Source organism: Stenotrophomonas sp. 82F1, from assembly GCF_056861525.1.
Window position 1 is genome coordinate 315,905 of record NZ_JBSPUD010000003.1, and the last position, 24,958, is coordinate 340,862.

The 24,958-nt window shown below is 66.9% G+C and carries 26 protein-coding genes; 17 read left to right on the forward strand and 9 right to left on the reverse strand.

What is annotated here, in order from left to right; translation table 11 throughout:
* Positions 1–23 precede the first annotated feature (23 nt).
* From AC13GI_RS05825 to AC13GI_RS05845, 5 genes are all read right to left on the reverse strand, one after another.
* Positions 24–1,628 carry a glucoamylase family protein gene (locus tag AC13GI_RS05825; RefSeq protein WP_482995772.1) on the reverse strand — a complete coding sequence of 535 codons (1,605 nt, stop codon included), beginning with the start codon at positions 1,626–1,628 and terminating at the stop codon, positions 24–26.
* 244 nt (positions 1,629–1,872) lie between these two features.
* A complete protein-coding gene (locus AC13GI_RS05830; RefSeq protein WP_482995773.1) occupies positions 1,873–4,929 on the reverse strand; it encodes a TonB-dependent receptor in 3,057 nt (1,018 codons plus the stop codon).
* 76 nt (positions 4,930–5,005) lie between these two features.
* Positions 5,006–6,028, reverse strand: a complete 1,023-nt coding sequence (locus AC13GI_RS05835) for a LacI family DNA-binding transcriptional regulator (RefSeq protein ID WP_099821232.1) — start codon at positions 6,026–6,028, stop codon at positions 5,006–5,008.
* 164 nt (positions 6,029–6,192) lie between these two features.
* Positions 6,193–6,468, reverse strand: a complete 276-nt coding sequence (locus AC13GI_RS05840; protein WP_482995774.1) for a BolA family protein — start codon at positions 6,466–6,468, stop codon at positions 6,193–6,195.
* Positions 6,465–6,764: a YciI family protein gene (locus AC13GI_RS05845; RefSeq protein ID WP_482995811.1), complete on the reverse strand. Its 300-nt coding sequence runs from the start codon at positions 6,762–6,764 to the stop codon at positions 6,465–6,467. Before AC13GI_RS05845 ends, AC13GI_RS05840 begins: the two co-directional genes overlap by 4 nt.
* 372 nt (positions 6,765–7,136) lie before the next feature.
* On the opposite strand from AC13GI_RS05845, the gene AC13GI_RS05850 reads away from it, so the two are divergent.
* The 4 genes from AC13GI_RS05850 to AC13GI_RS05865 are packed head-to-tail and all read left to right on the forward strand — an operon-like array spanning position 7,137 to position 11,395.
* A complete protein-coding gene (locus AC13GI_RS05850; RefSeq protein WP_482995775.1) occupies positions 7,137–8,042 on the forward strand; it encodes a segregation and condensation protein A in 906 nt (301 codons plus the stop codon).
* Positions 8,043–8,055: 13 nt separating this feature from the next.
* Complete coding sequence (gene scpB / locus AC13GI_RS05855) at positions 8,056–8,928, forward strand: SMC-Scp complex subunit ScpB (RefSeq protein WP_482995776.1); 873 nt, start codon at positions 8,056–8,058, stop codon at positions 8,926–8,928.
* A complete protein-coding gene (locus AC13GI_RS05860; RefSeq protein WP_482995777.1) occupies positions 8,921–10,642 on the forward strand; it encodes a pseudouridine synthase in 1,722 nt (573 codons plus the stop codon). The genes scpB and AC13GI_RS05860 overlap by 8 nt, the downstream gene beginning before the upstream one ends.
* A gap of 27 nt (positions 10,643–10,669) precedes the next feature.
* Entirely contained in the window at positions 10,670–11,395 is a 726-nt protein-coding gene (locus tag AC13GI_RS05865; protein WP_133119639.1) for a hypothetical protein, read from the forward strand.
* A gap of 17 nt (positions 11,396–11,412) precedes the next feature.
* On the opposite strand, the gene AC13GI_RS05870 is transcribed toward AC13GI_RS05865, so the two are convergent.
* Positions 11,413–12,213 carry an AraC family transcriptional regulator gene (locus tag AC13GI_RS05870; RefSeq protein ID WP_482995778.1) on the reverse strand — a complete coding sequence of 267 codons (801 nt, stop codon included), beginning with the start codon at positions 12,211–12,213 and terminating at the stop codon, positions 11,413–11,415.
* A 78-nt stretch (positions 12,214–12,291) separates the two neighbouring features.
* Between AC13GI_RS05870 and AC13GI_RS05875 the strand changes: the two genes are divergently transcribed.
* Both AC13GI_RS05875 and AC13GI_RS05880 read left to right on the forward strand, forming a co-directional pair.
* Entirely contained in the window at positions 12,292–13,419 is a 1,128-nt protein-coding gene (locus tag AC13GI_RS05875; RefSeq protein ID WP_482995779.1) for an MFS transporter, read from the forward strand.
* Positions 13,420–13,514: 95 nt separating this feature from the next.
* On the forward strand, positions 13,515–13,808 hold the full coding sequence (locus AC13GI_RS05880) for a hypothetical protein (protein ID WP_482995780.1): 294 nt from the start codon (positions 13,515–13,517) through the stop codon (positions 13,806–13,808).
* Here AC13GI_RS05880 and AC13GI_RS05885 read toward each other — a convergent pair.
* The 3 genes from AC13GI_RS05885 to AC13GI_RS05895 all read right to left on the reverse strand — a co-directional run bounded on the left by AC13GI_RS05885 (position 13,795) and on the right by AC13GI_RS05895 (position 16,307).
* Positions 13,795–14,232 carry a hypothetical protein gene (locus AC13GI_RS05885; protein ID WP_089236197.1) on the reverse strand — a complete coding sequence of 146 codons (438 nt, stop codon included), beginning with the start codon at positions 14,230–14,232 and terminating at the stop codon, positions 13,795–13,797. The two genes, AC13GI_RS05880 and AC13GI_RS05885, sit on opposite strands and share 14 nt — an antisense overlap.
* Positions 14,233–14,337: 105 nt before the next feature.
* On the reverse strand, positions 14,338–15,144 hold the full coding sequence (locus AC13GI_RS05890) for an amidohydrolase (protein ID WP_482995781.1): 807 nt from the start codon (positions 15,142–15,144) through the stop codon (positions 14,338–14,340).
* Positions 15,145–15,158: 14 nt separating this feature from the next.
* Entirely contained in the window at positions 15,159–16,307 is a 1,149-nt protein-coding gene (locus AC13GI_RS05895) for a pyridoxal phosphate-dependent aminotransferase (protein ID WP_482995782.1), read from the reverse strand.
* A gap of 143 nt (positions 16,308–16,450) precedes the next feature.
* Here AC13GI_RS05895 and ccmA point away from each other — a divergent pair, with 143 nt between their 5' ends.
* The 11 genes from ccmA (at position 16,451) to AC13GI_RS05950 (ending at position 24,890) form a co-directional block, all read left to right on the forward strand.
* Positions 16,451–17,152 carry a heme ABC exporter ATP-binding protein CcmA gene (gene ccmA / locus AC13GI_RS05900; RefSeq protein WP_482995812.1) on the forward strand — a complete coding sequence of 234 codons (702 nt, stop codon included), beginning with the start codon at positions 16,451–16,453 and terminating at the stop codon, positions 17,150–17,152.
* Positions 17,149–17,844: a heme exporter protein CcmB gene (gene ccmB, locus AC13GI_RS05905; protein WP_089236201.1), complete on the forward strand. Its 696-nt coding sequence runs from the start codon at positions 17,149–17,151 to the stop codon at positions 17,842–17,844. Before ccmA ends, ccmB begins: the two co-directional genes overlap by 4 nt.
* 43 nt (positions 17,845–17,887) lie before the next feature.
* The gene (ccmC, locus tag AC13GI_RS05910) at positions 17,888–18,652 is read left to right on the forward strand and encodes a heme ABC transporter permease CcmC (RefSeq protein WP_482995783.1); all 765 of its coding nucleotides are present in this window, start codon (positions 17,888–17,890) and stop codon (positions 18,650–18,652) included.
* On the forward strand, positions 18,649–18,834 hold the full coding sequence (ccmD, locus tag AC13GI_RS05915; protein ID WP_099821182.1) for a heme exporter protein CcmD: 186 nt from the start codon (positions 18,649–18,651) through the stop codon (positions 18,832–18,834). Before ccmC ends, ccmD begins: the two co-directional genes overlap by 4 nt.
* The gene (gene ccmE, locus AC13GI_RS05920) at positions 18,831–19,292 is read left to right on the forward strand and encodes a cytochrome c maturation protein CcmE (RefSeq protein WP_089236204.1); all 462 of its coding nucleotides are present in this window, start codon (positions 18,831–18,833) and stop codon (positions 19,290–19,292) included. The genes ccmD and ccmE overlap by 4 nt, the downstream gene beginning before the upstream one ends.
* Positions 19,293–21,212 carry a heme lyase CcmF/NrfE family subunit gene (locus tag AC13GI_RS05925; RefSeq protein ID WP_482995784.1) on the forward strand — a complete coding sequence of 640 codons (1,920 nt, stop codon included), beginning with the start codon at positions 19,293–19,295 and terminating at the stop codon, positions 21,210–21,212.
* A 9-nt stretch (positions 21,213–21,221) separates the two neighbouring features.
* Positions 21,222–21,839, forward strand: a complete 618-nt coding sequence (locus AC13GI_RS05930) for a DsbE family thiol:disulfide interchange protein (RefSeq protein WP_025876469.1) — start codon at positions 21,222–21,224, stop codon at positions 21,837–21,839.
* A gap of 4 nt (positions 21,840–21,843) precedes the next feature.
* Positions 21,844–22,302 carry a cytochrome c-type biogenesis protein gene (locus AC13GI_RS05935; RefSeq protein WP_099821233.1) on the forward strand — a complete coding sequence of 153 codons (459 nt, stop codon included), beginning with the start codon at positions 21,844–21,846 and terminating at the stop codon, positions 22,300–22,302.
* Entirely contained in the window at positions 22,296–23,285 is a 990-nt protein-coding gene (locus AC13GI_RS05940) for a tetratricopeptide repeat protein (RefSeq protein ID WP_482995813.1), read from the forward strand. Before AC13GI_RS05935 ends, AC13GI_RS05940 begins: the two co-directional genes overlap by 7 nt.
* Positions 23,286–23,433: 148 nt before the next feature.
* A complete protein-coding gene (gene metX, locus AC13GI_RS05945) occupies positions 23,434–24,546 on the forward strand; it encodes a homoserine O-acetyltransferase MetX (RefSeq protein WP_482995785.1) in 1,113 nt (370 codons plus the stop codon).
* A complete protein-coding gene (locus AC13GI_RS05950; RefSeq protein WP_482995786.1) occupies positions 24,546–24,890 on the forward strand; it encodes a DUF1294 domain-containing protein in 345 nt (114 codons plus the stop codon). The genes metX and AC13GI_RS05950 overlap by 1 nt, the downstream gene beginning before the upstream one ends.
* Positions 24,891–24,958 lie beyond the last annotated feature (68 nt).

Below are 24,958 nucleotides of genomic sequence, written 5' to 3' on the forward strand. Positions count from 1 at the left end.
GGTGTTTCCAGTCGTGCACCTTGTTACTTCCCCTGGCCGGTGTTGCGGTTGGCATTGTTTTTCTGTTCCTGCGCGGCGGCCGCACGTGATTCAGCGATACCGACCGCACGTGCTGCTGCGGCCTTCTCATCCTTCTGCAGCTCCAGCGGCTGGAAGGAACCTTCCGGCGCCAGCCAGCCACCACTGAAGCCCGCCCGTTCCAGGCCCTTGCGGATGTACGGGTTCTTCTTCATCACATCCCAGACGAAGTCGTTGCGGTAGTTGGCGATCATGGTCAGGATCGGGCCCTGGTCGATGGCGATGTAATCGCTGGCGACCCAGCCGCGATCAGGCACCACGCGCCCGGTCTTGATCGGGATGTCGTAGTTGAAACTGGGATTGAACGAATCCAGGAAGCCATAGCTGGAGTAGATGTAGTCGCCGTAGCGCTTGTGCATCTCCAGCGTGGCCGGGATCACTTCCTCAGGCGCGAACACGACCGAGGAGATCGCCGCGGTTGGCGCGATCGTGCCGTCATCGAAATTCTCGCGCAGGCCTGCGCCGCGTGATGAGTAATGGCGGAACTGGCGCTGCTCGCCGCGGTATTCCTGGGTGGTGTTCTGCGGACCGTCACTGGCGGTCAGGCCCCACACGTTCTCGCCGTACTCCTTCCAGTTCATCGGATTGGCGATGGCGTACTCACGCTGGGCCAGCGCGGCCGAACGGCTGTTGAGGAAGTAGGTGCTGCCACGCTCGCGCATGTAGGCATCCTGGATGTCGCGGAAATCGATCCAGACGTGGCTGTACTGGTGGCCGAACAGCGGGCCGAAGGACAGGTATTCCTGGCCCTGGTAGACGCCCCAGTCGTTGTCGTAGGTGCGCGTCCACACCGTCCACGCATCCGGGCTGACCGGATGGCTGGGCGAACCCAGGGCGAGGATGTAGACCATCATCGCCTCGTTGTAGCCCATCCAGTCATGGTCGATGAAGCCGTTCTCGGGGAACCAGCCCATCGAGATCAGCGGCGCACGCTGCTGCAGCCACGGCCAGTCGACCTGCTTGTACAGGGTGTCGGCGATCTGCCGGATTTCCTTCTCGCGCGGATCGTCGCCGTCGTAGTACGACTGGGCGAACAGCACGCCCATCATCAGCAGCGCGGTGTCCACCGAGGACAGTTCCACCCAGCTGTCGTAGCGGCGCCCTTCCTGCATGTCCAGGAAGTGGTAGTAGAAGCCCTTGTAGCCGGCCTTGCCGGTGCGCTGCGGGCCCATCGGCACATCACGGAAGAACTTCAGGGTGGTCAGGGTGCGGTCGATCGCCTGGTTGCGGCTGATCCAGCCGTTCTCGATGCCGATCGGATAGGCGGTCAGGGCGAAGCCGACCGAGGCGATGCTGGCAAACGGCCGCGACGGATAGCGGTCCGGGGTGAGGCCGTTGATCTCGTTGGTGGTATCCCAGAAGAACTGGAAGGTGCGGCGCTCGAGGTCATCGAACAGCGGCGGCAGCTCAGGCTTCATCGGCCGAGGCGGTGCGTCCGCCTCGATCAGGATCACCGGCGGACGCGGCTTGGCAGGCTCCTGCTGGGCCGGTTTGCAGGCGGCGATGGCCAGGGTCATCGCAGCGGCGGTCATCAGGTGGCGTGCCTGCATGGCGCGGTTCCTCCGGTGGGCTGATCGATGAAAGAGCATAACGTCCAATGACCTGAAATCGTTTACAAAGTGCGGTCTTAAAAAACCACGGAAACGTGGTCGATGACACCGCGGTCATTGCCCACGCCATTGTCCCCTGTCTGGCAATGGCCTGGACAATGGACCGGCCCGGAGGCCGGCCATTGCCGTTGAAACCGGAGCCATCAGCGAACCGAGGGCTCCGTACTGCATCAACTTCCCGCAATCAGAAGCGGAAGCCCACTTCGGCCTTGACCTGACGCGGCGTACCGATGATGTCGCCGGTCTCGTTGTAGCTGGCCTGCAGCTTGCCGTTGCTCTTGACGTAGTTGTAGGTGGAGAAGTTGTCGAAGTTGAACACGTTGATGATGTCGATACGCGCGTACAGCTCCGTATCGCCCGCCAGCTTGAACGTCTTCGTCGCCTGCAGGTCGACCGAACGGTAGCCGAAGATCTTGCCGCCCAGCAGGAACTTGCCATTGGCGTTGGGCACGGCCGCCTGCGGAGTCGGCAAGTTGTAGCCACTTGCCTGCGGCACCGGGTACCAGTCATTGACGGCGGTCGGGGTGGCCAGGGTGATCTTGCCACCGAAGGTGATGCCCCAGAAGCCCGCGTACGAACCGGTGACCACCAAGCGGTGACGCGGCGCGCCGTTGGAACGGATGGTCGGGTAATCCTCGATCAGGCCGCGGTCGAAGGCGTACTTCTCGTTGATGTCGCGGTTGTGGCGCGCGGTCGTCCAGGTGTAGGCGATCGAGGTACCCCAGCCGCTTTCCTGGGTGAACGGCTTCTGCGCCGACAGCAGGATCTGGGTCGCACGGGTCTTGATGCCCTGCTGGCCGATGATCAGGCTGCCGAAGCCCGGCACGTTGCAGCTCCATGCCTGGCTCAGGCCCGGCTCGGTGCCACCGCACAGGCGCGGGTCATCGAAGAACTGGCCGGTCGGGTAACGGTTGCCCAGGGTGAAGGCGAAGCCGTCGTAGCTCAGGGTACGAGCGATGGTGGCGTCGGTCAGCCAGTCACCGATCTGGTTGCTCATGCCCAGGCTGAACTGATCCGAGTACGGAGCCTTCAGCTTGTTGTTCAGCAGATCCACTTCCAGGCCAGCATTGCTGGTCGCACCGACCAGGCTCTGCAGGTTGCCGATGCCGTTGAGCAGGTTCGGGTTCCAGTCATAGCAGGCGGCCTGGCCGTTGATGCAGGTGCCGGTGGCCGGGTTGCGGAAGTAGATCGTCGGCTGCGGCAGGGCCAGCTTGGTGGTTTCCAGCTGCAGGTTGTCGAACAGGTCACGGTCGTAGGAACGGCCGGCACCACCGTGGATCACGTGCTGCTCGTCGGCGTTGATGTCATACGAGAAGCCCAGGCGCGGCTGCCAGGCATCCTTGAATGCCTTGCGGTTGTGGCCGTTGCTGATGTAGTCGCTGATGTCCAGGCCGCCCAGCGCCAGCGAATCGGCGTAGGTCTGGCCGGCGGGGCCGCGCGGATCCTGCGAATAGATCGCGTCGACCACGGCCTGCGGGGTGACGAAGTCCAGGTAGGACGGGGTCTTTTCGTAGTCCCAGCGCAGGCCGATGTTCAGCTGCAGGTGGTCGTTGACCTGCCAGTCGTCCTGGATGAACACGCCGTACTGCTTGGACTTCGAACGCACTTCACCGGACACGCCATCCACGCCGGTCACCGGCTTGACGAACTGCGCCTTGTACGGAATGGAATCGGGGAAGTCCGGATCGCCCAGGCTGTAGGTGAAGGTCGGGTTGATCTGCGCCGCGTCGGAGGCGTACAGGTCGATCGCCTTGTACTTCACGCCCATCTTGATGGTGTGGTCGCCCGCCCACTGGATGCCGTCCAGGGTCAGGTTGTCTTCGATCGACCAGCCCTTCTGGCCCTTCACCTGCGAATCCAGTGCCGATGCGCCACCGATCTTCACCACGGTGCGGTCTTCGGTGCCATCCGGTGCGGTGTAGGTGATGCCGTTGGCCAGGGTCAGCGGGGTCGGGTTGTTGAACGAATCTTCATGGGTGACCATCATTTCGTTGTAGTAGCGCTCGCCGCTGTGGTTCCAGCGCAGGGCGTAACGACGGTCGGTGTTGACCACTTCACGGCCGGCTTCCGGCGAGGTCTGGCCACTGAACTGCGACTGGGTTTCATCGCGGTCCTGGAAGGTCAGCTCGATGCGATCGTTGTCGGTCGGCTCGAAGTCGATCTTGCCGAAGATCAGATCCTGCTGGAACGGCTGGCTGGCCGGGCCCAGGCCGGCGGCGCCTGCCGGCGGCAGCAGGCCGGCAGCACCGGTGACCGCGCCGTCCGGCGCGATGGTGACCGGCAGGTCGAAGCGCTTGGCTTCATAGGTCACGAAGAAGTGGGCCTTGTCCTGGATGATCGGGCCGCCCAGGGCGAAACCGTATTCCTTCTCGGCCGAGACCATCTTGTCCTTGCCGCCCTGGCGCTCGGCCGGGGTCTTGGCGCGCATGTCCTCATCGGTGTAGCGGTAGAACGCCTCACCCTTGAATTCATTGGTACCGGACTTGGTGGCAGCGGTCACTGCGGCGCTCGACACCTGACCGTACTCGGCCTTGTAGTTGCCGCTGATGACCTTGTATTCGCCGATGGCCAGCTGCGGGAACGGGTTGCCGGCGCTGCCGGACTGGCCGGCCACGCCGCCGCCCTTGACGTAGCTCTTCTGGCCCACGCCGTCGATGTAGACGTTGGTACCGTCGGAATTGGTGGCACCGCCGCGCAGCGAGGTGTTGCCCTTGGCATCACGGGTGAAGATCAGGCCCGGCACCGCGTCGGCGAACTCCAGGAAGTTGCGCGACACCTGCGGGGTGGTCTGGATCTGCTGCAGGCTGACGGTCTTGCCGACTTCGGAGGTGCGCACTTCCTGCAGCAGGGTCGGCGCGACGACGTTGACGGTGTCCAGGTTGGTGGCGGCGGTCGTACCGGTGCCACCGGCGGCGGCGCCAGCGAAGTTGAGCGTCGAGGTCGAGGCGACGGTGACGGTGACCTTCTGGGTCTGGCCGTTGGCCACCACGTCATAGGTGCCCGGGTCCAGGCCCATCAGCGAATAGCTGCCGTCGGCGCGCACGGTGCCGCGACGCACGGTACCGGTGGCGATGTTGGTGGCGGTGACTTCGGCACCGGCCTGCGCGCCGGACACCTGGCCACGCAGGCTGGCGTTGGCAGACTGCGCCATGACGTTCGGGGCGGCGGCCAGCATCAGGCAGCTGACCAGGGCGGTGCTCAGCAGCCGGCGCGCCGGCGTGCGGATCGTGGAATGCATCATCAACTCAATCTCCGGGTGGCGGTGACCGCTTGCGCGGCACCTGCGATCAATCAAAAAAGAAGGAACGCCTCTGGCTTCAATGGCCGGATGGCGGAGTGGTGGAATCGCGAACAATCAGGCGCGGGACCAGGGTCTGTTTGTCACCTGTCCCATCCGTGGAGGTGCCGTCCATCAACTGCAACAAACGCGACATCGCCCGATCGCCCAGCTCGGCGATGCTGACCTGCATGGTGGTCAGCGACGGGTGGACGAAACGCGCAAGCGGAATGTCATCGAAACCGGCCAGGGCGACATCGGAGGGCACATGGACACCTGCCTGCGCGAAGGCATACAGGCAACCCAGGGCCATCATGTCGTTGGCGGCGAATACGGCATCGGGCAGCGTGCCGGCTGCCAGCAACTCCTGACCGGCGCGATGGCCGGAAGCTTCGTCGAAATCACCGGGCAACTCGATCCCCTCGGCGCCACCGCCAAAAGCCGCCAGCGCATCACGGAAGCCGCGCAGGCGCTCACGCGCGTCGAAGTTGAGGTCCGGGCCAGAAATGAATGCAATGCGCCGATGACCGACGTCGAGCAGGTGGCGGGTCATCGCCATCGCCCCTGCATGGTCATCGATGCTCAACACCGGATGGTCCTGCCCAGGCAGGTAGGTGTTGATGAGTACCGTCGGCAATGCCTGCGGCAGGTTGTCAGTCAGGAACCCCGGGCTCTCCGCATAGGGCGAGAGCACCAGCAGACCGTCGACCCGGCCGCGCATGGCGCGCAGGGCTGCGCCCTGCTGCTCCTGGTCGCCGTGATAGCTCGACACCAGCAGGTGCTGGCGCCGGCTGCGGGCGACGTTGTCGATGCCGCGCATCAGTTCGGAGAAGAATTCGCCGTACAGGTCTGGAAGCACCACGCCCACCGTATTGGTGCGGCGGCTGCTCAGGCTGCGGGCAGCGGCGTGCGGGGTGTAACGCAGCCGTGCGGCCACCTCCAGCACAAGCTGGCGGACCGGTTCGGCGACATTTTCATGCCCGTTGAGCGCGCGCGAAACCGTGGCCACAGAGACCTTGGCTTCACGGGCGACGTCTTTGATTGTTATGGCTGCTTTGTTCACGAAGCCGCCCTCCACGGCTTGGATCCACCAGCAATGGCGCGGAATGTAAGCGTTTCCATCTGCGCTTGTAAACAGTCCGTTAGGCGAATGTCCCTAAACGGACACAGGAATCTGTCCTTGGCGGGCCTCTCGACGGACCTGCCGGGACAGCTCGGGACAGGGTTTCAGCCCTGCTCTGACTGGGTATGTGCGCGGATGGACAACGCGTGGATGTCGGTTTCCATCAGCGTGCCCAGCGCCGCGTAGACCGCGCGATGACGGGCCAGCGGGGCCATTCCCGCGAAGCGTTCGCTGACCACGTGCACGTTGAAATGGCCGCGACCATCGCGCGCTCCAGCGTGGCCTGCATGGCGATGGCTGTCGTCTTCGATCTCAAGCACGCTGGGGGCCAGCGCTTGCTGCAGCGCATCACGAATCTGCTCGATGCGTTTCGCGTTCACGGCAGCACCTTGCGGAACGGACGCACCTGCACCCGCACGTAGACGCCTGCGGCGACGTAGGGGTCGGCATCGGCCCAGGCCTGGGCCTGCGGCAGCGAGTCGAAGCTGGCAATCACCACCGAGCCACTGAACCCTGCCGGGCCCGGGTCTTCGCTGTCGATCGCCGGACACGGCCCCGCCAGAAGCAGGCGGCCTTCATCGCGCAGTGCGGTCAACCGCGCCAGGTGCTCGGGCCGCGCCTGCAGCCGCTGGGCCAGTAAATCCTGGCCGTCATAACCTTCAATCACATACCACACCGGCATTTCCTCGCTCGCGTTGCTGGTGAAGCGATTCTAGCCAATCCCGCCCCCTGCCCGGCCTCGGCTGGACACTGGCGCGGCAAAGGCTTACCCTAGCAACCATTGCACGTGGCTGGATGCAGCAGCCCGTCGGTTTTTGCGGCCAACGCAGCCCCCGACGACCGACCCGCTGCTTCGAACCGGTCCACACGACCGGGCCCCGTAGACGACCTCCCGTAGTCCTGTCGCTGCCGTGTCCTGCGGCGCGTCCTGTTGTTTGATGTGTGGAACCGCGCCGAGACAGGCGTGCCTGGTGTCCTGGCGGTCCGTGGCAGTTGCCCGGTGTGCCAGCTGCCGCGACTGGTCCGTTGCAATCCTGATCTCCATTAGATGACTTCCGAACTCGCGCTCGACGCGAACACGCCAACCCGGCCGCCCGCCCCCCAGCAGCAGGAAATGCCGCTGGCCGTGGTGCATGGGCAACCGGTCCTGCAGATTCCGCAGGACCTGTACATCCCGCCGGATGCGCTGGAAGTCATCCTGGACGCCTTTGAAGGACCGCTGGACCTGCTGCTGTACCTGATCCGCCGGCAGAACCTGGATGTGCTGGACATCCCCGTGGCCGAGATCACCCGGCAGTACGTGGAATACATCACCGTGATGCGCGAGCTGCGCTTCGAGCTTGCCGCCGAGTACCTGGTGATGGCGGCGATCCTGGCGGAAGTGAAGTCGCGCATGCTGCTGCCCCGCCCCCCCAGCATGGAGGGCGAGGAAGCCGATCCGCGTGCGGAGCTGGTGCGACGGCTGCAGGAGTACGAACGCTTCAAGCAGGCTGCCGAGGATATCGACGCCCTGCCCCGGCAGGACCGCGACACCACCGTGGCGCATGCCTTCATGCCCGAGCGCGCCGCAGTGAAGCTGCCGCCGCCGGTGGACCTGAAGGAAATGCTGATGGCGCTGCACGACGTGCTCAAGCGCGCCGAGCTGTTCACCGGCCACGCGATCAAGCGCGAGGCACTGAGTGTCCGGCAGCGCATGGGCGAAGTGCTGGGACGGCTTGAAGACGGCAGGTTCTATCGTTTTGAAAACCTGTTCACCGCCGAAGAAGGCAAGCTGGGCGTGCTGGTCACGTTCCTGGCGGTGCTGGAACTGGCCAAGGAGCAGCTGCTGGACCTCGTGCAGGAAGAACCGCTGGCGCCGATCTACGTGAAGTCCCTGGCCGCCGGCAACACCAATGCCCCGCTGCAGTTCAGCAGCGAATTCGACGACAACGACGCCGCCAATGAAAACGAGTGAGCGCTGACTGCCGATGGATCAAACGCTGATCAACCGCATTGTCGAAGGTGCGCTGCTGGCCTCCAGCCAGCCGCTCACCCTGGCCCAGCTGAAGGACCTGTTCCCGGAAGATGAGCCGGCACCGCCGGGCAGCATCGAACGTGCGCTGGAACGGCTGCGCGAGAGCTGCCAGGACCGTGGCGTGGAACTGGTGGAGGTGGCCTCCGGCTTCCGCTACCAGGTGACCGCCGAAGTGCATGGCTGGATCAGCCGGCTGTGGACCGAACGCAAGACCCGCTATACCCGCGCCACCCTGGAAACGCTGGCACTGATCGCCTACCGGCAACCGATCACCCGTGGCGAGATCGAGCAGGTGCGCGGCGTGGCGGTCAGCAGTAACATCATCCAGGCGCTGGAAGAGCGCGAGTGGATCCGCGTGGTCGGCCACCGCGACGTACCCGGCAAGCCGGCCTTGTTCGGCACCACCAAGGGCTTCCTGGACTACTTCGGGCTGAAACGCCTGGACGAACTGCCGCCCCTTTCCGAGCTGAAGGACCTGGGCGACCTGGAACCGCAGCTGGCGCTGGATCGCGACGCACCGCCGGTCGCCAGTGCCGACGGCCCGGACGTGAGCGCCGACCCGGACGCCGCTGCAAATGACGACACCGGCATGACCGCCGGCGACACCCCCGATTCTGCCGACGCATTGCCTGCGGCGGCCGACGATGAGCAAGCACCTTCGCCCTCCGATGATGGGCACCCCGATTCCGCGCCGGGCGAGCGCGCGGTGACAGTGAACGAACGCGAAGACAACGCCGTCGCGAAGACGACCGTGGCTGTTGACCAAGCCGATTCCGAACCAGAGGCCGACCTCGAAACCGTCGGCCGGAGCAAAACTGATGAGTGACACCCCCCGCAAGCCCTCGTTGAACAAGCTTTCGCTCAAGCGCGAAGCCACGTCCGAACAGTTCAAGCTGGAAGAACGCCTGCACAAGGTCCTGGCCCAGGCCGGCCTCGGCTCGCGTCGTGCGCTGGAACAGCGCATCGCCGAAGGCCTGGTCAAGGTCAACGGTGAAGTCGCGCAGACCGGCATGTCGGTCAAGAGCGGCGACAAGATCGAGCTCGACGGTCGCGGCTTCGTCGCCACCGCGCTGGCCGAGCCCTCGCGCGTGCTGGTCTACAACAAGCCGGAAGGCGAAGTGACCACCCGCGAAGACCCCGAAGGTCGCCCGACCGTGTTCGAATCCCTGCCGGCACTGAAGGGTGCCCGCTGGATCGCCGTCGGCCGCCTGGACATCAACACCACCGGCCTGCTGCTGGCGACCACCGACGGTGAGCTGGCCAACGCCATGATGCACCCCTCGTTCGAGGTCGAGCGCGAGTACGTGGTGCGCGTGCGTGCCCCGGAAGGCGAGGACAAGGTGCCTGACGCCGTCGTCGACCGCCTCACCCGTGGTGTCGCACTGGAAGATGGCCCGGCCAAGTTCGATGAGATCGAACGCATCGGCGGTACCGATTCGCACGACTGGTTCCGCGTCGTGGTGAAGGAAGGCCGCAACCGCGAAGTGCGCCGCCTGTGGGAATCGCAGGGCTGCCAGGTCAGCCGCCTCAAGCGCACCCGCTACGGCAAGGTCAGCCTGCCGCGCGAACTGGCCCGCGGCCAGTCCGTCGAACTGCCGGGCAGCCAGGTCGAAGCGCTGCGCGCCGAACTGAAGCTGGAAGAAGGCGCGCCGTCGGCCCTGACCCTGCAGCCGGTGATCGGCCAGCGTCGTGCCGCCAAGACCACCGTGCGCGTGCGCGAAGGTGGCCGCGGCAACGCCTACGTCAACGGTCACAACACCGCCGATGAAGGCCGCGAACTGCGTCGTTTCGACAACGTGCGCGAAGATCGCGGCCGCGGTCGCGGCGGCAAGGGTGGCGGTGGTTTCAAGGGCGGCCTGACGGTCAGCGGTGAAGCCGCAGCCAAGCAGTCGCAGCGCCCGTTCAAGCAGCGCGCGCCGAAGAACGACCGCTCGCTGCCGGAAGGCAACCCGGCTGCATTCCGTACCTGGTACGTGCCGGATGGCGTCAGCACCGGCCCGAGCGGCCACCGCAATGCCGGTCCAGGTGCACGTGGCCCGGGTGCCCGTGGTCCGGGTGCAGGCGCCGGCGGCCAGGGCCGTCCGTACGGCAAGCCGAAGGGTCCGGGCGCAGGCGCCGGTGGCGGCCAGGGTCGTGGCGGCTACGGCGGTGAAGGTCGCGGCGGCTACGGTGGCGAAGGACGCGGTGGCGCCGGCGGCCAGGGTCGTCCGGCCGGTGCGGGCAACCGCTCGCAGGGCCAGGGCAACAAGCACCCGTACGGCCATCCGGGCAATGCCCCGAGCTTCCCGTCCGACCACGCCAATCCGGGCTTCAGTCCGTACGGCACCTCGCGTCCGGCCGGCAACGGTCGTCCGGGCGGCAATGCGAATGCACGTCCGGGCGGTAACCGTGGCCCGGGTGGTCCGGGTGGCAACCGCGGTCCGGGTGGTCCCGGTGGCAACCGTGGTCCGGGCGGCCCGGGTGGCAACCGCGGCCCGGGTGGCCCCGGCGGCAACCGTGGCCCGGGTGGCCCGCGTCGCAGCGGCCCGCGCGGCGGCTGATCCAACCCAACCAGGATGGAACGATCGATGACACGGATGTTGTCTCTGGGCGCCCGCATGGGCGCCCTGCTGGTGGCTCTTCTGCTGGTCGGCGGCTGCGAACGCGCTGCCGACCGACTCAAGCAGGAAATCGCCGCCACGCAGAATCCCTGGCCGAAATCTTCGGCCCTGCATGATCCGGCCGACCGCATGCTGCGTCGGCTGATCGTCGATGAGCGCTATCTCACCCGCATCAAGCAGGCCGGCAGCAAGGACAAGGCTGCTGTCGCTGGTGCACAGCTTGCACTGGATGGAATCGGCCGCCTGCCCCGCCCCATGCTGGAGCGCCGTGCGCAGTTGCTGGCCGCAATGCTGCGCGGAATGCCGGTGGAGAAATGCGCAATGATCGCCCGCGCAACCACGGCGTCGGACATCGCGCAGGTGGGCAGGACCTTGTTCGACGAACTGGAGAAGCGACCGTCGCAGGACATCGATTTCTGGTTCGAGATGAGCTATGAGGCCAGCCTCGCCGAGCTCGAACAGCGACCCGCAACCCCTGCCAGTGAACAGCAGATTGCCGAGGCGACCGAGGCCTTGCTCGCCTCGATGGCCGACGAAAGCACACGCGAGCGTGCCTTGGCGATACTGCCGCGGATGGAAACTGCACCGGCTGCCGATGTCTGCTGGGCATCACTGATGCTGCTCGATGCCGCATCCTCCACCGTGCCCGAACCGCATCGCGGCACCTTGGCCTGGCTGATGGCCCAGCAGTAGGCGCAGCAACGGACACCTCACTCCGCGAGGCTGCCTCTGGCCGCACGCTGGAAGGCCGCGGGCGTGGTCGCAGCCATGCTGCGGAAAAAGGCGATGAAAGGACTCTCCGCCGAGAACCCCAGCTCCAACGCCACATGCGCGACGCGATGGCCGAGCAGCAGCAATTCCATGGCCCGCATCAGCCGCCATTGCTGGCGCCACGCTTGGTAGCCCATCCCGGTATCACGCTGCATCAGGCGGCTGATCGTGCGCTCGCTCAGGCCGCTGCGCGCGGCCAGCTCACCCAGCTCGGGGGGAAGCTGTTCGGCCACCGGCAAGGAGCGGGCGATGCGCGGATCGCGTGGCAATGGCAGCTCCATCGGCTCTGCCGGTGCGGCGGCAATCTCCAGCACGCATAGGGCCAGTTGGTGCCGCGCTCGCGACGCTTGCCAGTCATGGGCGAACGGCGCCTGCGCGATCGGCTCCAGCAGCGCCTGCAGCAGCGGACCGACACCAATGATTGCTGGCTGCTGCGGCAACTGCGCCGACAACGCGGCATCGAAGTACAGCGATCGATAGTCCACCGCCTGCCGCATCTGCGCGCGGTGCAGCAGGCCACCGGGAATCCACGCCGCGCGCGATGGCGGCAGCAGGCTGATGCGATCGCCGAACGTCAGCCGCGTGCAACCGGCGCGGGTGTACAGCAGCTGCGAACGTGCGTGCTGGTGCCATCCCGAGTCGTGCTCGGCCAGGGTTGCAGCGATACCGATCACCGGTGCGCTCCAGGCATCGGCATCGAAGAGAGCGTCGGGCTGCAGCCACGCCATGTCCGATTTCATCCATTTACTGTCCTGATCCCTAGAGTGCGTCATCGCCGGGGCCACGACAATGCGCGCCCCTGTTTCCGGAGCGCCCTGATGTCGCCTCGCCTGCTGCTGCTCACCATTGCCCTGCTGATGTTTCCGCAGCTGGCGCAGACCCTGTACAGCCCGGCGCTCGCCGCTCTGGCGCAACGCTTTGCGCTGCCGGCGAGCGCCGCCAGCCAGGCGATGAGCCTGTACCTGCTGGGCTTCGCGCTGGGCGTCCTGCTGTGGGGACGATTGGCCGACCGCGTGGGTCGGCGCCCCGCCCTGCTGGGTGGCCTGGTCGTTTTCGTTGTGGCCGCGTTGGGCGGATTGACCGCACGCACGTTCGGCCAGGTGCTGGCGGCACAGATGCTGGCCGCGTCGGGAGCCGCCGCCACCTCGGTCGTGACCCAGACCGTGCTGCGCGACCACCTGCAAGGACCGGCGCTGGCGCAGGCGTTTTCCTGGATCGGGATGGCATTGGCGCTGAGCCCGGCGATCGGGCTGGCCCTGGGCGCGTTGCTGGTTGCCGCCGATGGCTACGCCGGCGTGCAGGCGGGTCTGCTGCTGATCGCGGCATTGCTGATGCTCGGCTGCGTGACCGGGCTGCGTGAAAGCCGACCCGCGCAGATCGCACCCGTACCGCTGCGGCCGCTGCTGCGGCAACTGCTGGGCGACCGTTGGATCTGGTCGCAGGCGTTGCTGGTCATGGCCTTCAACGTGGCCATGTACAGCTGGTACGCGCTGGGGCCATTCGTGTTTGCACGCCTGCATTGGCCGGTCGGCTGGTTCGGCGCCAGCGGTGCGGTGCTGGCGCTGGGCTCGGCGTTGGGCGCCTGGGGCAATGGGCGCCTGCTGCGTGCCGGCGTCCCTGCATTGACGCGCATCCGAATCGCGGCATCGCTGGTACTGGCCGGTGGCGTCCTGGCCGCGCTGCTGCGCGAGCAACCGGTCATGGTGATGGCGATGCTGCCGGTCGTAGCGGGATTCGGCCTGGCCATCCCCAATGTGCTCGGGCAGGCACTACGCGGCTATGCACACTGCCTGGGCAGTGCCGGCGCCCTGTTCGGCCTGCTCTACTACCTGCTGATCGGCGCGGCGATGGCCGTTGTCGGCGCACTGCAGATGCTGGCGCCATCCATCATCGCCTGCGCATTGCTGGCGCTATGGTTGCTGCGGCGGCGACGCGGGATGGCCTAGGAATTGCTGCAAATGCGCTGCGCTGTGCGCCACTGCCGGAAACCGCGCGGCAGCGCTGGCTATCGTGCGGACTCCCCCCGACGAGGTAGATGCCCATGATCACCATCACCGCGGAACAGGCACGCGAAAACGCCGACGCAGCGACTCGACCGGTCGAGCAGTACTACAGCGATCTCGACAAATCGATCCAGGTGGGCTCGGAAAACGGACGCCGTTACATCGTGTTCGGCTTCAACAAGGCGCTGGCCAGCGAGCGCCTCGTCGACGGTGTCGTCGAGCAGTTGCTGAACAACCGCTTCGGTGTCGAACGGCTGCCCAGCGACGCCGAGCAGCATTACATCCGCATCAGCTGGGAAGGCGTCGGGCCATCCCCGATCAACGCCGGCTGATGGTGAACGCCGCGCCGTCCACGCCCAGGTCCCAGCCCTTGCCGGTGCCGGACAGGGCCAGCGAGATATCGCCCTTGGTCATCACCTGCGCGTTACTGGACTTTACCGCACCGGCGTGTGCACCGACCGAGGCGTAGGTGCCCAGCAGCTCGCCGACGCTGCTGGCGCCGGTGAAGCTGCCACGGCCATCGGTGATCTTCGACTTGCCGACGGTCAGGCCGCCGCCCTTCAGCTGGATCCGCACCGGCATGCTGGCGCCGTTGGTGCAGTGGATGGTGCCGTTGCCCGAGGCGGTCTTGTAGATCAGCGACCAGCCCGACAGGTTGTAGCGCAGCTGGCAATCGAGGTTGCCGCCGGCCTGAGCGGTCGGGGCCAGCGACGCGGCGGCCAGCGCCAGCAGCAGGGCAAAGGGCTTGGTATTCATCGGCAACACGTCCACATCGGTCGGAATGTGGGCGAATCTAGCAGCGCGCGCGTGCACGTTGGATGCAGGCGCGCGCGGTGAGGCGGCAGGCGTTCAGCCGCCGTATCAGGCCTGCACATCCAGATGGAAGGCGTCGGCATCGAGCATCGCCGGGAAGCGTGCACGGTGCGAAGCCAGCGCTTCGGCGGAGATGGTGGTGGTCACCACCTGCTCGCGCTCGCGGATCTCCACCTGCGGCTGGCCGAGGAAGTCGATGACCGCGCTGTCGCCGGCGTAATGCAGCTGGTTGCCATCCACGCCCACGCGGTTGACTGCGGCGACGAAGCACAGGTTCTCGATCGCCCGCGCGCGCAGCAGGGTCTTCCACGCATAGGCGCGCGCCGACGGCCAGTTGGCGACGAAGATCTGCAGATCGAAGTCCAGCTGTTCAACACGCTCGACGTTGTAGCGGTTGCGGCAGAACACCGGGAAACGCAGGTCGTAGCAGACCTGCGGATTGATCCGCCAGCCCTTCCATTCCACGCACAGGCGGTCGCGGCCGGCGGCATAGCGCTCGTGCTCGCCGCCGTAACGGAACAGGTGGCGCTTGTCGTAGTACTGCAGGTCACCATCGGGGGTGGCGAACAGCAGGCGGTTGTAGACGCCCTCGCCATCGCGCAGCTGCACGCTGCCGATCACCGCCGCGTTCACGGCCTTGGCCTGTTCGCGCACCCAGGCCACGGTCGGGCCGTCCATGCCTTCGGCCTGGGCGATGGCCTCGTTGGAAAAGCCACTGGTGAAGGTTTCCGGCAGGATCACCAGATCGGTGGTCCCGGCCAGCGGCGCCAGCAGCGCACCGTAGTACTCACGGTTGCCCGCCGGGTCGTGCCAGCGGGTGTCGCCCTGGACGAGGGAAATGCGCAGGTCCTGCATGCTGTCTTCTCCGCTCACAGCAGGCGCAGGCGTTCGATCGCCGCGTCCAGGGTGGCCTCGTTCTTGGCGAAGCACAGGCGCACCAGGCGCTGGCCGGCCGGCGCGGTTTCGTAGAACGGCGACAGCGGGATGGCGGTGACGCCCTTCTCGATGGTCAGCCACTTCACGAACTCGTGGTCCGGCAGGTCGCTGATGGCCGAATAATCGACCAGCTGGAAGTAGCCGCCGGGCACCGGCAGCGCCTTCAGGCGGGTGCCAGCCAGCTGCTCGCGGAAGCGGTCGCGCTTGGCTTCATAGAACGCGCCCAGTTCCAGGTGATGCTGCGGTTCGTCGCGGATCATCGCGGCAAAACCGTACTGCGCCGGGCCGAAACTGGTGAAGGTGTTGTACTGGTGCACCTTGCGGAATTCGGCGGTCATCGCCGGCGGCGCCACCGCGTAGCCGATCTTCCAGCCGGTGCAGTGGTAGGTCTTGCCGAAACTGGAGATGACGAAGGTGCGCTCGCGCAGCTCCGGGTAGCGGAGTGCCGATTCATGACGGCGGCCGTCGTAGATGATGTGCTCGTACACCTCATCGGAGATCAGGTAGATCTGCGTGCCACGCAGCACGTCGGCCAAGGCCTGCATGTCCGCTTCGTCCAGCATCGCGCCGGACGGGTTGTGCGGGGTGTTGACCATCAGCAGGCGGGTGCGCGGGGTGATCGCCGCACGCACGCGGTCCCAGTCCACCGCAAAGGTCTGCGGGTCGAGCGGCACATGCACTGCAGTGGCACCGGCCAGTTCGATCGCCGGTTCGTAGCAGTCGTAGGCCGGGTCGAGCACGATCACTTCCTCACCGGCACGCACCACGGCGTGGATGGCGTTGAAGATCGCCTCGGTGGCGCCGCTGGTGACGGTGATCTCGGTGTCCGGATCGACCTGTGCGCCGTACAGGTCCAGTGACTTCTGCGCGATGGCCTGGCGCAGCGGTGCCACCCCGGTCATCGGCGGGTACTGGTTCAGGCCGGCGGCCATCGCCTTGCTGGTTTCGTCGATCAGGCGCTGCGGCGCAGAGAAATCCGGGAAGCCCTGGCCGAGATTGACCGCGCCATGTTCGGCGGCGAGCTGGGACATCACGGTGAAGATCGTGGTACCGACCTTGGGCAGCTTGGTGTTCGGTTGCATCGGCCTGGGCTGTGGGGAAACAAGGGCTGGAAGTGTACGAAATCCCGACCCGGCCTGCGGCGCCGACGGTAGCGCCGGGTCATGCCCGGCGGCTCTTTGCACATGCCGCACCGATGGCAAGCCGCGCCGCGTGCTCGCCGGGCATGGCCCGGCGCGACCGGGTCACATTCACCGCTACAATTGCCGCCGCACTCCCGCATGAAGACCCCTGCGCCTTGAACACCCCTGCATTGCTGGCCGCCAGCGGCCTGAGCTTCTCCCGCAATGACGAGCCGGTGTTCGGCCCGCTGGACTTCCACGTGGATGCCGGCGAGGCGCTGCTGGTGCAGGGCGGCAACGGTGCCGGCAAGACCACCCTGCTGCGCGTGCTGTCGGGCCTGGCACGCCCGGGCGCGGGCCAGGTGCTGATCGACGGCAAGCCGGCCAGCAACGCCGAGCGCGCGCGCTATGTCGCCTACCTCAGCCACCTGCCTGCCCTGAAGCCGGACCTGGACACGCTGGAGAACCTGCATTTCCTGTGTGGCCTGCATGGCCGCCGCGCACGGCAGATGCCGGGCAATGCGCTGGCCATCGTTGGTCTGGCCGGCTACGAGGACACCCTGGTGCGGCACCTGTCGGCCGGACAGAAGCGGCGGCTGGCGCTGGCCCGCATCTGGCTGTCGCCGGCCCCGCTGTGGCTGCTCGACGAACCCTATGCCAACCTCGACCTGGAAGGCATCAACCTGGTCAACCGGATGATTTCCGCACACCTGCGCAGCGGCGGCGCCGCCCTGGTTACCACCCATGGCGCCTATGCGGCCCCGCCGGTACGCACCCGCCAGCTCGATCTGGGCGGTGAAGCATGATCGCGCCGGGCACTGAACCGGGCCTGTGGCAGACCGCCCGTGCCCTGGTGGCGCGCGACCTGCGCCTGCTCTGGCGCCGCCGCGGCGATGCGCTGCAGCCGGTGCTGTTCGCCCTGCTGGTGGTCGTGCTGTTCGCCCTCGCCCAGGGCCGCGACCCGCAGCCGCTGGCCGCCACCGCCGGTGCGGTGCTGTGGTTGGCGGTGCTGCTGGCCGGGCAGCTGGCACTGGATTCGCTGTTCCGCTCCGATGCTGAAGACGGTTCGCTCGAACAATGGCTGCTGGCGCCGGTGCCGCTGGCCTGGCTGGTGCTGGTGCGGGTGCTGCTGCACTGGGCGACCACCGCCCTGCCGTTGATCCTGCTGAGCCCGCTGCTGGCGGAAATGCTGCATCTGCCGCATGACCAGCTGCCGATGCTGCTGGCATCGTTGCTGCTGGGAACACCGTTGTTGAGCCTGATCGGTGGCGTGGTCGCTGCACTGACCGTGGGCATCCGGCGCTCTGGTATTCTCGTGGCGTTGCTGTCGTTGCCGTTGTACGTACCGGTGCTTGTCTTCGGTGCCGGCAGCCTGGCGGCAGCCAGCCGCGGACAGGATCCGGTCGGTGCGCTGCTGATGCTGGGCGCCGGACTGGTGATCGCCCTGGTGCTGGCACCGCTGGCCACCGCTGCTGCGATCCGTATTTCTCTGAGTTGACCGAGCTGAGAGCCAATCCACCCCTGCTGGATAGCCGCCACGCATGAATCCGATCGTCCGCTGGTTCCATCAACTCGGTTCGCCCCCGACCTTCGATCGTTTCGCCTCACGCTGGTCCCGCGTGTTCTACGCCGCGGCGGCTCCTGTGCTGCTGATCGGCCTGTGGCAGGGCCTGTTCGTGGCGCCGCCGGAACAGAACCAGCACGATGCCTTCCGCATCATCTACATCCATGTCCCCAGCGCCTGGATGAGCCTGTTCGTGTTTGCGCTGATGGCTGCCTACGCCGCCATCGCGCTGATCTGGCGCATCAAGATCTGCGAGATCCTGGCGATGGCCTGTGCGCCGATGGGCGCCGGCTTCACCCTGATCACCCTGCTGACCGGCAGCATCTGGGGCAAGGGCACCTGGGGCACCTGGTGGGACTGGGACCCGCGCATGACCAGCGAGCTGATCCTGCTGTTTCTGTACCTGGGTGTGATCGGCCTGTACCACGCCATCGAAGACCGCCGCAGCGCCGCACGCGCGGCCGGCCTGCTGGCCATCGTGGGGGTGGGCCTGCTGCCGATCATCCGCTATTCGGTGGACTGGTGGGGGGCGCTGCACCAGCGCCAGTCGATCAACGTGTTCGGCGAGAACGCGGTGCGGCCGGAACTGATCGCCCCGCTGTGGTGGATGGTGGTCGCCACCAAACTGTGGTTCGTCGGCTCGCTGCTGGCCAAGGCGCGTGCCGACAACATCGCGCGCGAGGCCGGCAAGGCCTGGATCGGCGAGCGCTTCGGCACCGCGGATGGGGAGGCACGGCAATGACCCACCTGCCCTACCTCATCGCCGCCTTCGCGGTGTTCCTGCTGGTGCTGGGCGCCGATGCGCTGGGCTCGTGGCTGCGCCTGCGCAGCGCCCGACAGCTGGCGCAACGCCGCCAACAGCGGCTGCAGGCGCGTGGCAACGCGGCGGCACAGGCGCCGCTGGCCACCGAGCTCAGCCGATGACGCCGGTACAGCGACGCCGCATGATCTGGGTGCTCCTGCTGCTGCTGGCCTCAGCGCTGGCGACCACCCTGGTCGCCTTCGCCCTGCAGCGCAACATCGCCTACCTGTACACGCCTTCGGAAGTACTGCGCGGGGACGTGGATGCGCAGTCGCGCTTCCGTCTGGGCGGCATGGTGGTGAAGGGATCCTTCGATCGGCCCAGCGGCTCGCTGCAGGCCCACTTCGTGGTCACCGACGGCGATGCGACGCTGCCGGTCAGCACCGACCGTATCCTGCCGGACATGTTCCGCGAGGGCACTGCGGTGGTCGCCAGCGGCCGCCTGCAGGACGGCATCTTCGTCGCCGACGAGGTGCTGGCCAAGCACGATGAGAACTACGTGCCCAAGGAAGTGGCCGACAAGATGGGCGATGCGCATCGCAAGCACGATGTGCCGGTCACGGCGCCCGAGGTGCGCTGAGTGCTTCCCGAATTCGGTCAGATCCTCCTGCTCTGCGCGTTGCTGGCCTCGCTGCTGCAGGCCGTGTTGCCGCTGGTCGGTGCGCAGCGCGGCAACGATGCATGGATGGCCGTTGCCCGTCCGGCTGCACTTGCCCAGCTTCTGCTGCTGGCCGGCGCCTTCGCCGTACTGACGGCGGCCTTCGTGCAGCAGGACTTCTCAGTACGTTACGTCGCCGAAAACTCCAATTCGCTGCTGCCGCTGATCTACCGCTATTCGGCGGTGTGGGGGGCGCACGAAGGCTCGCTGCTGATGTGGGCGCTGGTGCTGGCGCTGTGGACCGGCGCGGTGGCGCTGTTCTCGCGGCATCTGCCGGCACCGGTACAGGCGCGCGTGCTGGCGGTGATGGGCGTGGTCAGTGTCGGCTTCCTCGCTTTCCTGATCTTCACCTCCAATCCGTTCCTGCGCTTGAACCCGGTGCCGCTGGAAGGCCGTGATCTCAACCCGCTGCTGCAGGACCCGGGGCTGATCATCCATCCGCCGATGCTGTACCTGGGCTACGTGGGCTTCGCGGTGCCGTTCGCCTTCGCCGTGGCGGCGCTGCTGGAAGGCCGCGTCGATGCGCGCTGGCAACGCTGGACGCGGCCCTGGACCAACGTCGCCTGGGGCTTCCTCACGCTGGGCATCGCACTGGGCAGCTGGTGGGCGTACTACGAACTGGGCTGGGGCGGCTGGTGGTTCTGGGACCCGGTCGAGAACGCCAGCTTCATGCCGTGGCTGGTTGGCGCGGCGCTGATCCATTCACAGGCGGTGACCGAAAAGCGCGGCACCTTCGGCAGCTGGACGCTGCTGCTGGCCATCGCGGCATTCGCGCTGTCGCTGCTGGGCACCTTCCTGGTCCGCTCCGGCGTGCTGACCAGCGTGCATTCGTTCGCCGCCGATCCCTCGCGCGGGTTGTTCATCCTGATCTTCCTGTCGGTGCTGGTGGGTGGCAGCCTGCTGCTGTATGCGCTGCGTGCGCCGCGGCTGGCGGTGGATGCCGGCGATCCACGCCGTGGCTTCACCGCAACCTCGCGCGAAACCCTGCTGCTGGCCAACAACCTGCTGCTGGCCAGCGCCTGCGCGATGGTCCTGCTCGGCACGCTCTACCCGCTGCTGGCCGATGCGCTGTCGCTGGGCAAGATCTCGGTGGGGCCGCCGTACTTCGGCAGCCTGTTCCTGCTGTTGATGGCGCCGATGGTGATGCTGCTGCCGTTCGGTCCGCTGGTGAAGTGGCAGCGCGACCAATCCTCGCGCGCACTGGCAGTGCTGTTGCCATGGGCGGGCCTGGCCGTGCTGCTCGGCGCCTGGGCCTGGTGGCAGGCGCCGCAGAATGGCTGGAAGGCCGGTATCGGCGTCGCGGCCGCAGCCTGGGTCGGCATGGGCACCGCCCGTTTCGTCTGGCAGCGCCTGCGCGGCAATGGCCGCTTCACTGCCGAGATGCTTGGCATGATCGTCGCCCATGCCGGTGTCGCGGTGTTCCTGGCCGGCGCGCTGCTGGTGGAAGCCTTGAACGTGCAGCGCGAAGTCGCGCTGTCGCCGGGCCAGCAGGTGGTGGTCGCCGGCCACGAAGTCCGCTTCGAGGGCGTGGACCACCGCGAAGGCCCCAATTTCATCGCTGACCGCGGCCATCTGCGGGTGCTGCGCGAGGGTCGCGAACTGGCCCTGCTGCATCCGGAGAAGCGCCAGTACGCCAGCGGCGGTCAGGTGATGACCGAAGCCGGCATCGATGCACGCCTCAGCGGTGATGTCTACGTGGCATTGGGCGAGCCGCTGGGCAACAATGCGTGGGCGGTACGGGTGCACATCAAGCCCTTCGTGCGCTGGATCTGGCTGGGCGCGCTGTTGATGGCCCTGGGCGGATTCATCGCCGCCGCCGATCGCCGCTTTCGTCGTCCGTAGGAGTTCCCCATGTCCGAGTCGCCCGCCCCACGCCCTTCCCGCCCGCTGCCGCCGGTAGCCATCGTGATTGGCGTCCTGTTCTTCTTCGGCCTGCTTGGCCTGATGATCTACGGGGTGATGAAATCGGGCGATCCGCAGCGCGATGTGCTGCCTTCGGCACTGATCGACAAGCCGGCGCCGGCGTTCGCGCTGCCGGTGCTGCATGACCCGCAGATGATCGTGCGCAGCGAAGAACTGCGTGGCGCGCCCTACCTGCTCAACGTCTGGGGCAGCTGGTGCGCGGCCTGCCGCGAAGAACATCCGGTGCTGACCCGCTTCGCCGAGAGCAAGCGCGTGCGCGTGATCGGCTACAACTGGAAGGATGAACCGACCGACGCGCTGCACTGGCTGGAACAGCTGGGCAACCCGTTCATGGTCGTGCTGAGCGACATCGAAGGCCGCACCGCCATCGACTGGGGCGTGACCGCAGCACCGGAGACCTTCCTGGTCGATGGCAGTGGCATCGTGCGCTGGAAGTACAGCGGTGCGATGACCCAGCAGGTGGTCGACGAGAAATTGATTCCGGCGCTGGAAAAGCTTGAAAAGGCCCAGGGCGATGCCGGCAACACCCTGCACGCCTCGCCGTAAGCGCATGCGCTGGCTGCTGCCGCTGCTGCTGGCGATGACCCTGGCGCTGCCGATCGCCGGCCTTGCCCAGCAACCGGTGCATGATGCGCGGCCGCTGGTGTTCCGCGATGCGGCCGAGGAAGCGCGCTTCCACGACCTGGCCGCGCAGTTGCGCTGCGTGCAGTGCCAGAACCAGTCATTGGCCGATTCCAATGCGCAGATCGCCCAGGATCTGCGCCGTGAAGTGCTGCAGTTGATGCAGCAGGGCCTCGACGATGCGGCGATAAAGCAGTTCCTGGTCGCCCGCTATGGCGAGTTCGTGCTCTATCAACCGCCACTGCAACCGGGCACCTGGCTGCTGTGGGGCGGTCCGCTGCTGGTACTGGGTGGCGGCGCGCTGGTGGTGATGGGCATCGTCCGTCGTCGCAGCCGGCAGATGGATGCATCTGCTGCAGTGAACCCAACCGAGGGAGAGGACTGGTGACGCACTGGTTGCCGATGGTTGCTGCGGTGGCCGCTGCGCTGTTGGCGGCCGTGGTGCTGTGGCCGCTGCGCCAGCAAGGCCGTCGCAGCTTCGTGCTGGGGGTGGTGGCACTGGGCGTGGCCGGTGCCTGCCTGTACCTGCTGGTTGGCAATCCCCGCGCCGCACAGGTGCAGCCTGCGCCGTCGGTCGCCACCCTGCGTGACGGCGTAGAAGCACTGCAGCAGGCGTTGCAGCGTGACCCGCAACGCGCCGATGGCTGGGCGCTGCTGGGCCGTTCGCAGGCCGAGCTCGGCAATACCGCCGCTGCGGCCGATGCCTTCAACCGCGCCGCAGCCCTGGCGCCGGACGAACCGGGCGTGCTGGTCGAGGCCGCGCAGGCACGCGCGCAGGCCGATCCGGGCAAGCAGTTCGATGACACCGCGCTGGCATGGCTGCAGCGTGCACGTACCCTGTCGCCCGATGCCGAACGCGCAAGCTGGCTGCTTGGCATCGCGCTGCGCCAGCGTGGCCGCAACGCCGAGGCCGCCGATCTCTGGAGCACGCTGCTGCCTCGCTTGGAGCCGGGCGCGGCGCAGGCGCTGCAGGCGCAGATCGCCATCGCCCGTGACGCGGCCGGCCAGCCGGCGGACGCACCGGCAACTGCACCGGCGCTGCTGCAGGTGCGGGTGCACCTGCCCGCATCGCTGAAAGCAGGCGACTGGCCGGCCAGCACCCAGGTCTTCGTGCTGGCGCGCGCGGTGGGCGGCCCGCCGATGCCGGTGGCTGCACGCAAGCTGCCCTTGGCCAGCTTCCCTGCAACGGTCGGCCTCGGCGACGGCGACAGCCCGATGCCGACCGCACCGCTGTCGGCGCATCGCGAAGTGGAAGTACTGGCGCGCATTTCGCGCAGCGGCAGCGCCAACCGCAGCGAAGACGACCTGCAGACCGCGCCGGTCAAGGTCAGCCTGCCGCATGACGGCGTGGTCGAGCTGCGGTTCCCGTAACGTACCCGCGCCGCTGCGCTCGCCGGGCATGGCCCGGCGCTACAGTAGATCCACGCCATGCGTGGATGCGACCGCCGGCCTGCCCAATCGCAGCCCATGGAAACCTGCGTGTCGCCAGCTGCACCTGCCGCCCCGCTAGAATGCCCGCATGACCGAATTCATTCCGCCCGGCACCCGCTTCCATGCCCTGCCCTCGCCCTTTCCGTGCAAACGCGGCGGCGCCCTGCATGGCGCGCGCGTGGCCTACGAGACCTGGGGCGCGCTCGACGCAGACGCCAGCAACGCGATCCTGATCGTCACCGGCCTGTCGCCTGACGCGCATGCGGCGGCCAACGAAGCCAATCCCGCACCGGGCTGGTGGGAAGCCATGATCGGCCCCGGCAAACCGATCGATACCGACCGCTGGTTCGTGATCTGCGTGAACTCGCTGGGCAGCTGCAAGGGCTCCACCGGCCCTGCGTCGATCAATCCAGCCAGCGGCGAACTGTATCGTCTGGATTTTCCGGAACTGTCGATCGAAGACGGCGCACGCGCGGCAGTTGACGTGGTACGCGCGCTGGGCGTCGAGCAGCTCGCCTGCGTGATCGGCAATTCGATGGGCGGGATGACCGCGCTGGCGGTGTTGCTGCTGCATCCGGGCATCGCCCGCAGCCATATCAACATTTCCGGCAGCGCGCAGGCATTGCCCTTCTCCATCGCGATCCGTTCGCTGCAGCGCGAAGCCATCCGCCTGGATCCGCGCTGGAACGGTGGCCACTACGACAATGAGGCATACCCGGAATCGGGCATGCGCATGGCACGCAAGCTGGGCGTGATCACCTACCGCTCGGCGCTGGAATGGGATGGTCGCTTCGGTCGCGTGCGGCTGGATTCCGACCAGACCGACGATGATCCGTTCGGTCTGGAATTCCAGGTCGAAAGCTATCTGGAAGGGCATGCACGCCGGTTCGTGCGTTTCTTCGATCCGAACTGCTATCTGTACCTGAGCCGCTCGATGGACTGGTTCGACCTGGCCGAATATGGCGATGGCGATGTGCTGGCCGGACTGGCCAGCATCCGCGTCGGCAAGGCACTGGCAATCGGTGCGAACACCGACATCCTGTTCCCGGTACAGCAGCAGCAACAGGTGGCCGATGGCCTGCGCGCCGGCGGCGCGGATGCGCGTTTCATCGGTCTGGAATCACCGCAGGGCCATGACGCGTTCCTGGTCGACTTCGAACGTTTCGGCCCGGCCGTGCGCGGCTTCCTCGACGAACTGTAATGGTGTGGCGGCGCAATCTGGCGCTGGCCGCGTTCGGTGCGTTGATCGGCTTGACCGCAACCGGCGTGTTTCCACTGTGGCTGGGGGCGTGGTGCGCGCTGGCCAGCGCGGTGTCGTTCGCTCTGTATGGGCACGACAAGCGCGCAGCGCAGCGAAAACAGCAGCGGACGCCGGAACGCACGCTGCAGCTGCTGGCTTTTGCCGGCGGCTGGCCTGGTGCCCTGCTCGGCCAGGCGCTGTTCCGCCACAAGCATCGCAAGATGCCGTTCCAGTGGGTGTTCTGGCTGTGCGTGCTGGCCAACGTGGCCTCGATCGCGGTGATGCTGCGCGAATATTCGCGGTAGCTGCCCTGTAGATCCACGCCACGCGTGGATATGCCGACCAAGGTCGGCATCTACCGAAGCGGTTCGCG

Coding starts and splice junctions, on each gene's coding strand:
- AC13GI_RS05875 (WP_482995779.1), top strand. CDS start 12,292: ATGTCGCCTCGCCTGCTGCTGCTCACCATTGCCCTGCTGATGTTTCCG.
- AC13GI_RS05860 (WP_482995777.1), top strand. CDS start 8,921: ATGAGTGACACCCCCCGCAAGCCCTCGTTGAACAAGCTTTCGCTCAAG.
- ccmC (WP_482995783.1), top strand. CDS start 17,888: ATGAATCCGATCGTCCGCTGGTTCCATCAACTCGGTTCGCCCCCGACC.
- AC13GI_RS05870 (WP_482995778.1), bottom strand. CDS start 12,213: ATGAAATCGGACATGGCGTGGCTGCAGCCCGACGCTCTCTTCGATGCC.
- AC13GI_RS05895 (WP_482995782.1), bottom strand. CDS start 16,307: ATGCAACCGAACACCAAGCTGCCCAAGGTCGGTACCACGATCTTCACC.
- AC13GI_RS05935 (WP_099821233.1), top strand. CDS start 21,844: ATGCGCTGGCTGCTGCCGCTGCTGCTGGCGATGACCCTGGCGCTGCCG.
- ccmB (WP_089236201.1), top strand. CDS start 17,149: ATGATCGCGCCGGGCACTGAACCGGGCCTGTGGCAGACCGCCCGTGCC.
- ccmA (WP_482995812.1), top strand. CDS start 16,451: ATGGCCCGGCGCGACCGGGTCACATTCACCGCTACAATTGCCGCCGCA.
- AC13GI_RS05850 (WP_482995775.1), top strand. CDS start 7,137: ATGACTTCCGAACTCGCGCTCGACGCGAACACGCCAACCCGGCCGCCC.
- AC13GI_RS05885 (WP_089236197.1), bottom strand. CDS start 14,232: ATGAATACCAAGCCCTTTGCCCTGCTGCTGGCGCTGGCCGCCGCGTCG.
- AC13GI_RS05880 (WP_482995780.1), top strand. CDS start 13,515: ATGATCACCATCACCGCGGAACAGGCACGCGAAAACGCCGACGCAGCG.
- ccmE (WP_089236204.1), top strand. CDS start 18,831: ATGACGCCGGTACAGCGACGCCGCATGATCTGGGTGCTCCTGCTGCTG.
- AC13GI_RS05930 (WP_025876469.1), top strand. CDS start 21,222: ATGTCCGAGTCGCCCGCCCCACGCCCTTCCCGCCCGCTGCCGCCGGTA.
- scpB (WP_482995776.1), top strand. CDS start 8,056: ATGGATCAAACGCTGATCAACCGCATTGTCGAAGGTGCGCTGCTGGCC.
- AC13GI_RS05825 (WP_482995772.1), bottom strand. CDS start 1,628: ATGCAGGCACGCCACCTGATGACCGCCGCTGCGATGACCCTGGCCATC.
- AC13GI_RS05950 (WP_482995786.1), top strand. CDS start 24,546: ATGGTGTGGCGGCGCAATCTGGCGCTGGCCGCGTTCGGTGCGTTGATC.
- AC13GI_RS05865 (WP_133119639.1), top strand. CDS start 10,670: ATGACACGGATGTTGTCTCTGGGCGCCCGCATGGGCGCCCTGCTGGTG.
- metX (WP_482995785.1), top strand. CDS start 23,434: ATGACCGAATTCATTCCGCCCGGCACCCGCTTCCATGCCCTGCCCTCG.
- AC13GI_RS05890 (WP_482995781.1), bottom strand. CDS start 15,144: ATGCAGGACCTGCGCATTTCCCTCGTCCAGGGCGACACCCGCTGGCAC.
- AC13GI_RS05830 (WP_482995773.1), bottom strand. CDS start 4,929: ATGATGCATTCCACGATCCGCACGCCGGCGCGCCGGCTGCTGAGCACC.
- ccmD (WP_099821182.1), top strand. CDS start 18,649: ATGACCCACCTGCCCTACCTCATCGCCGCCTTCGCGGTGTTCCTGCTG.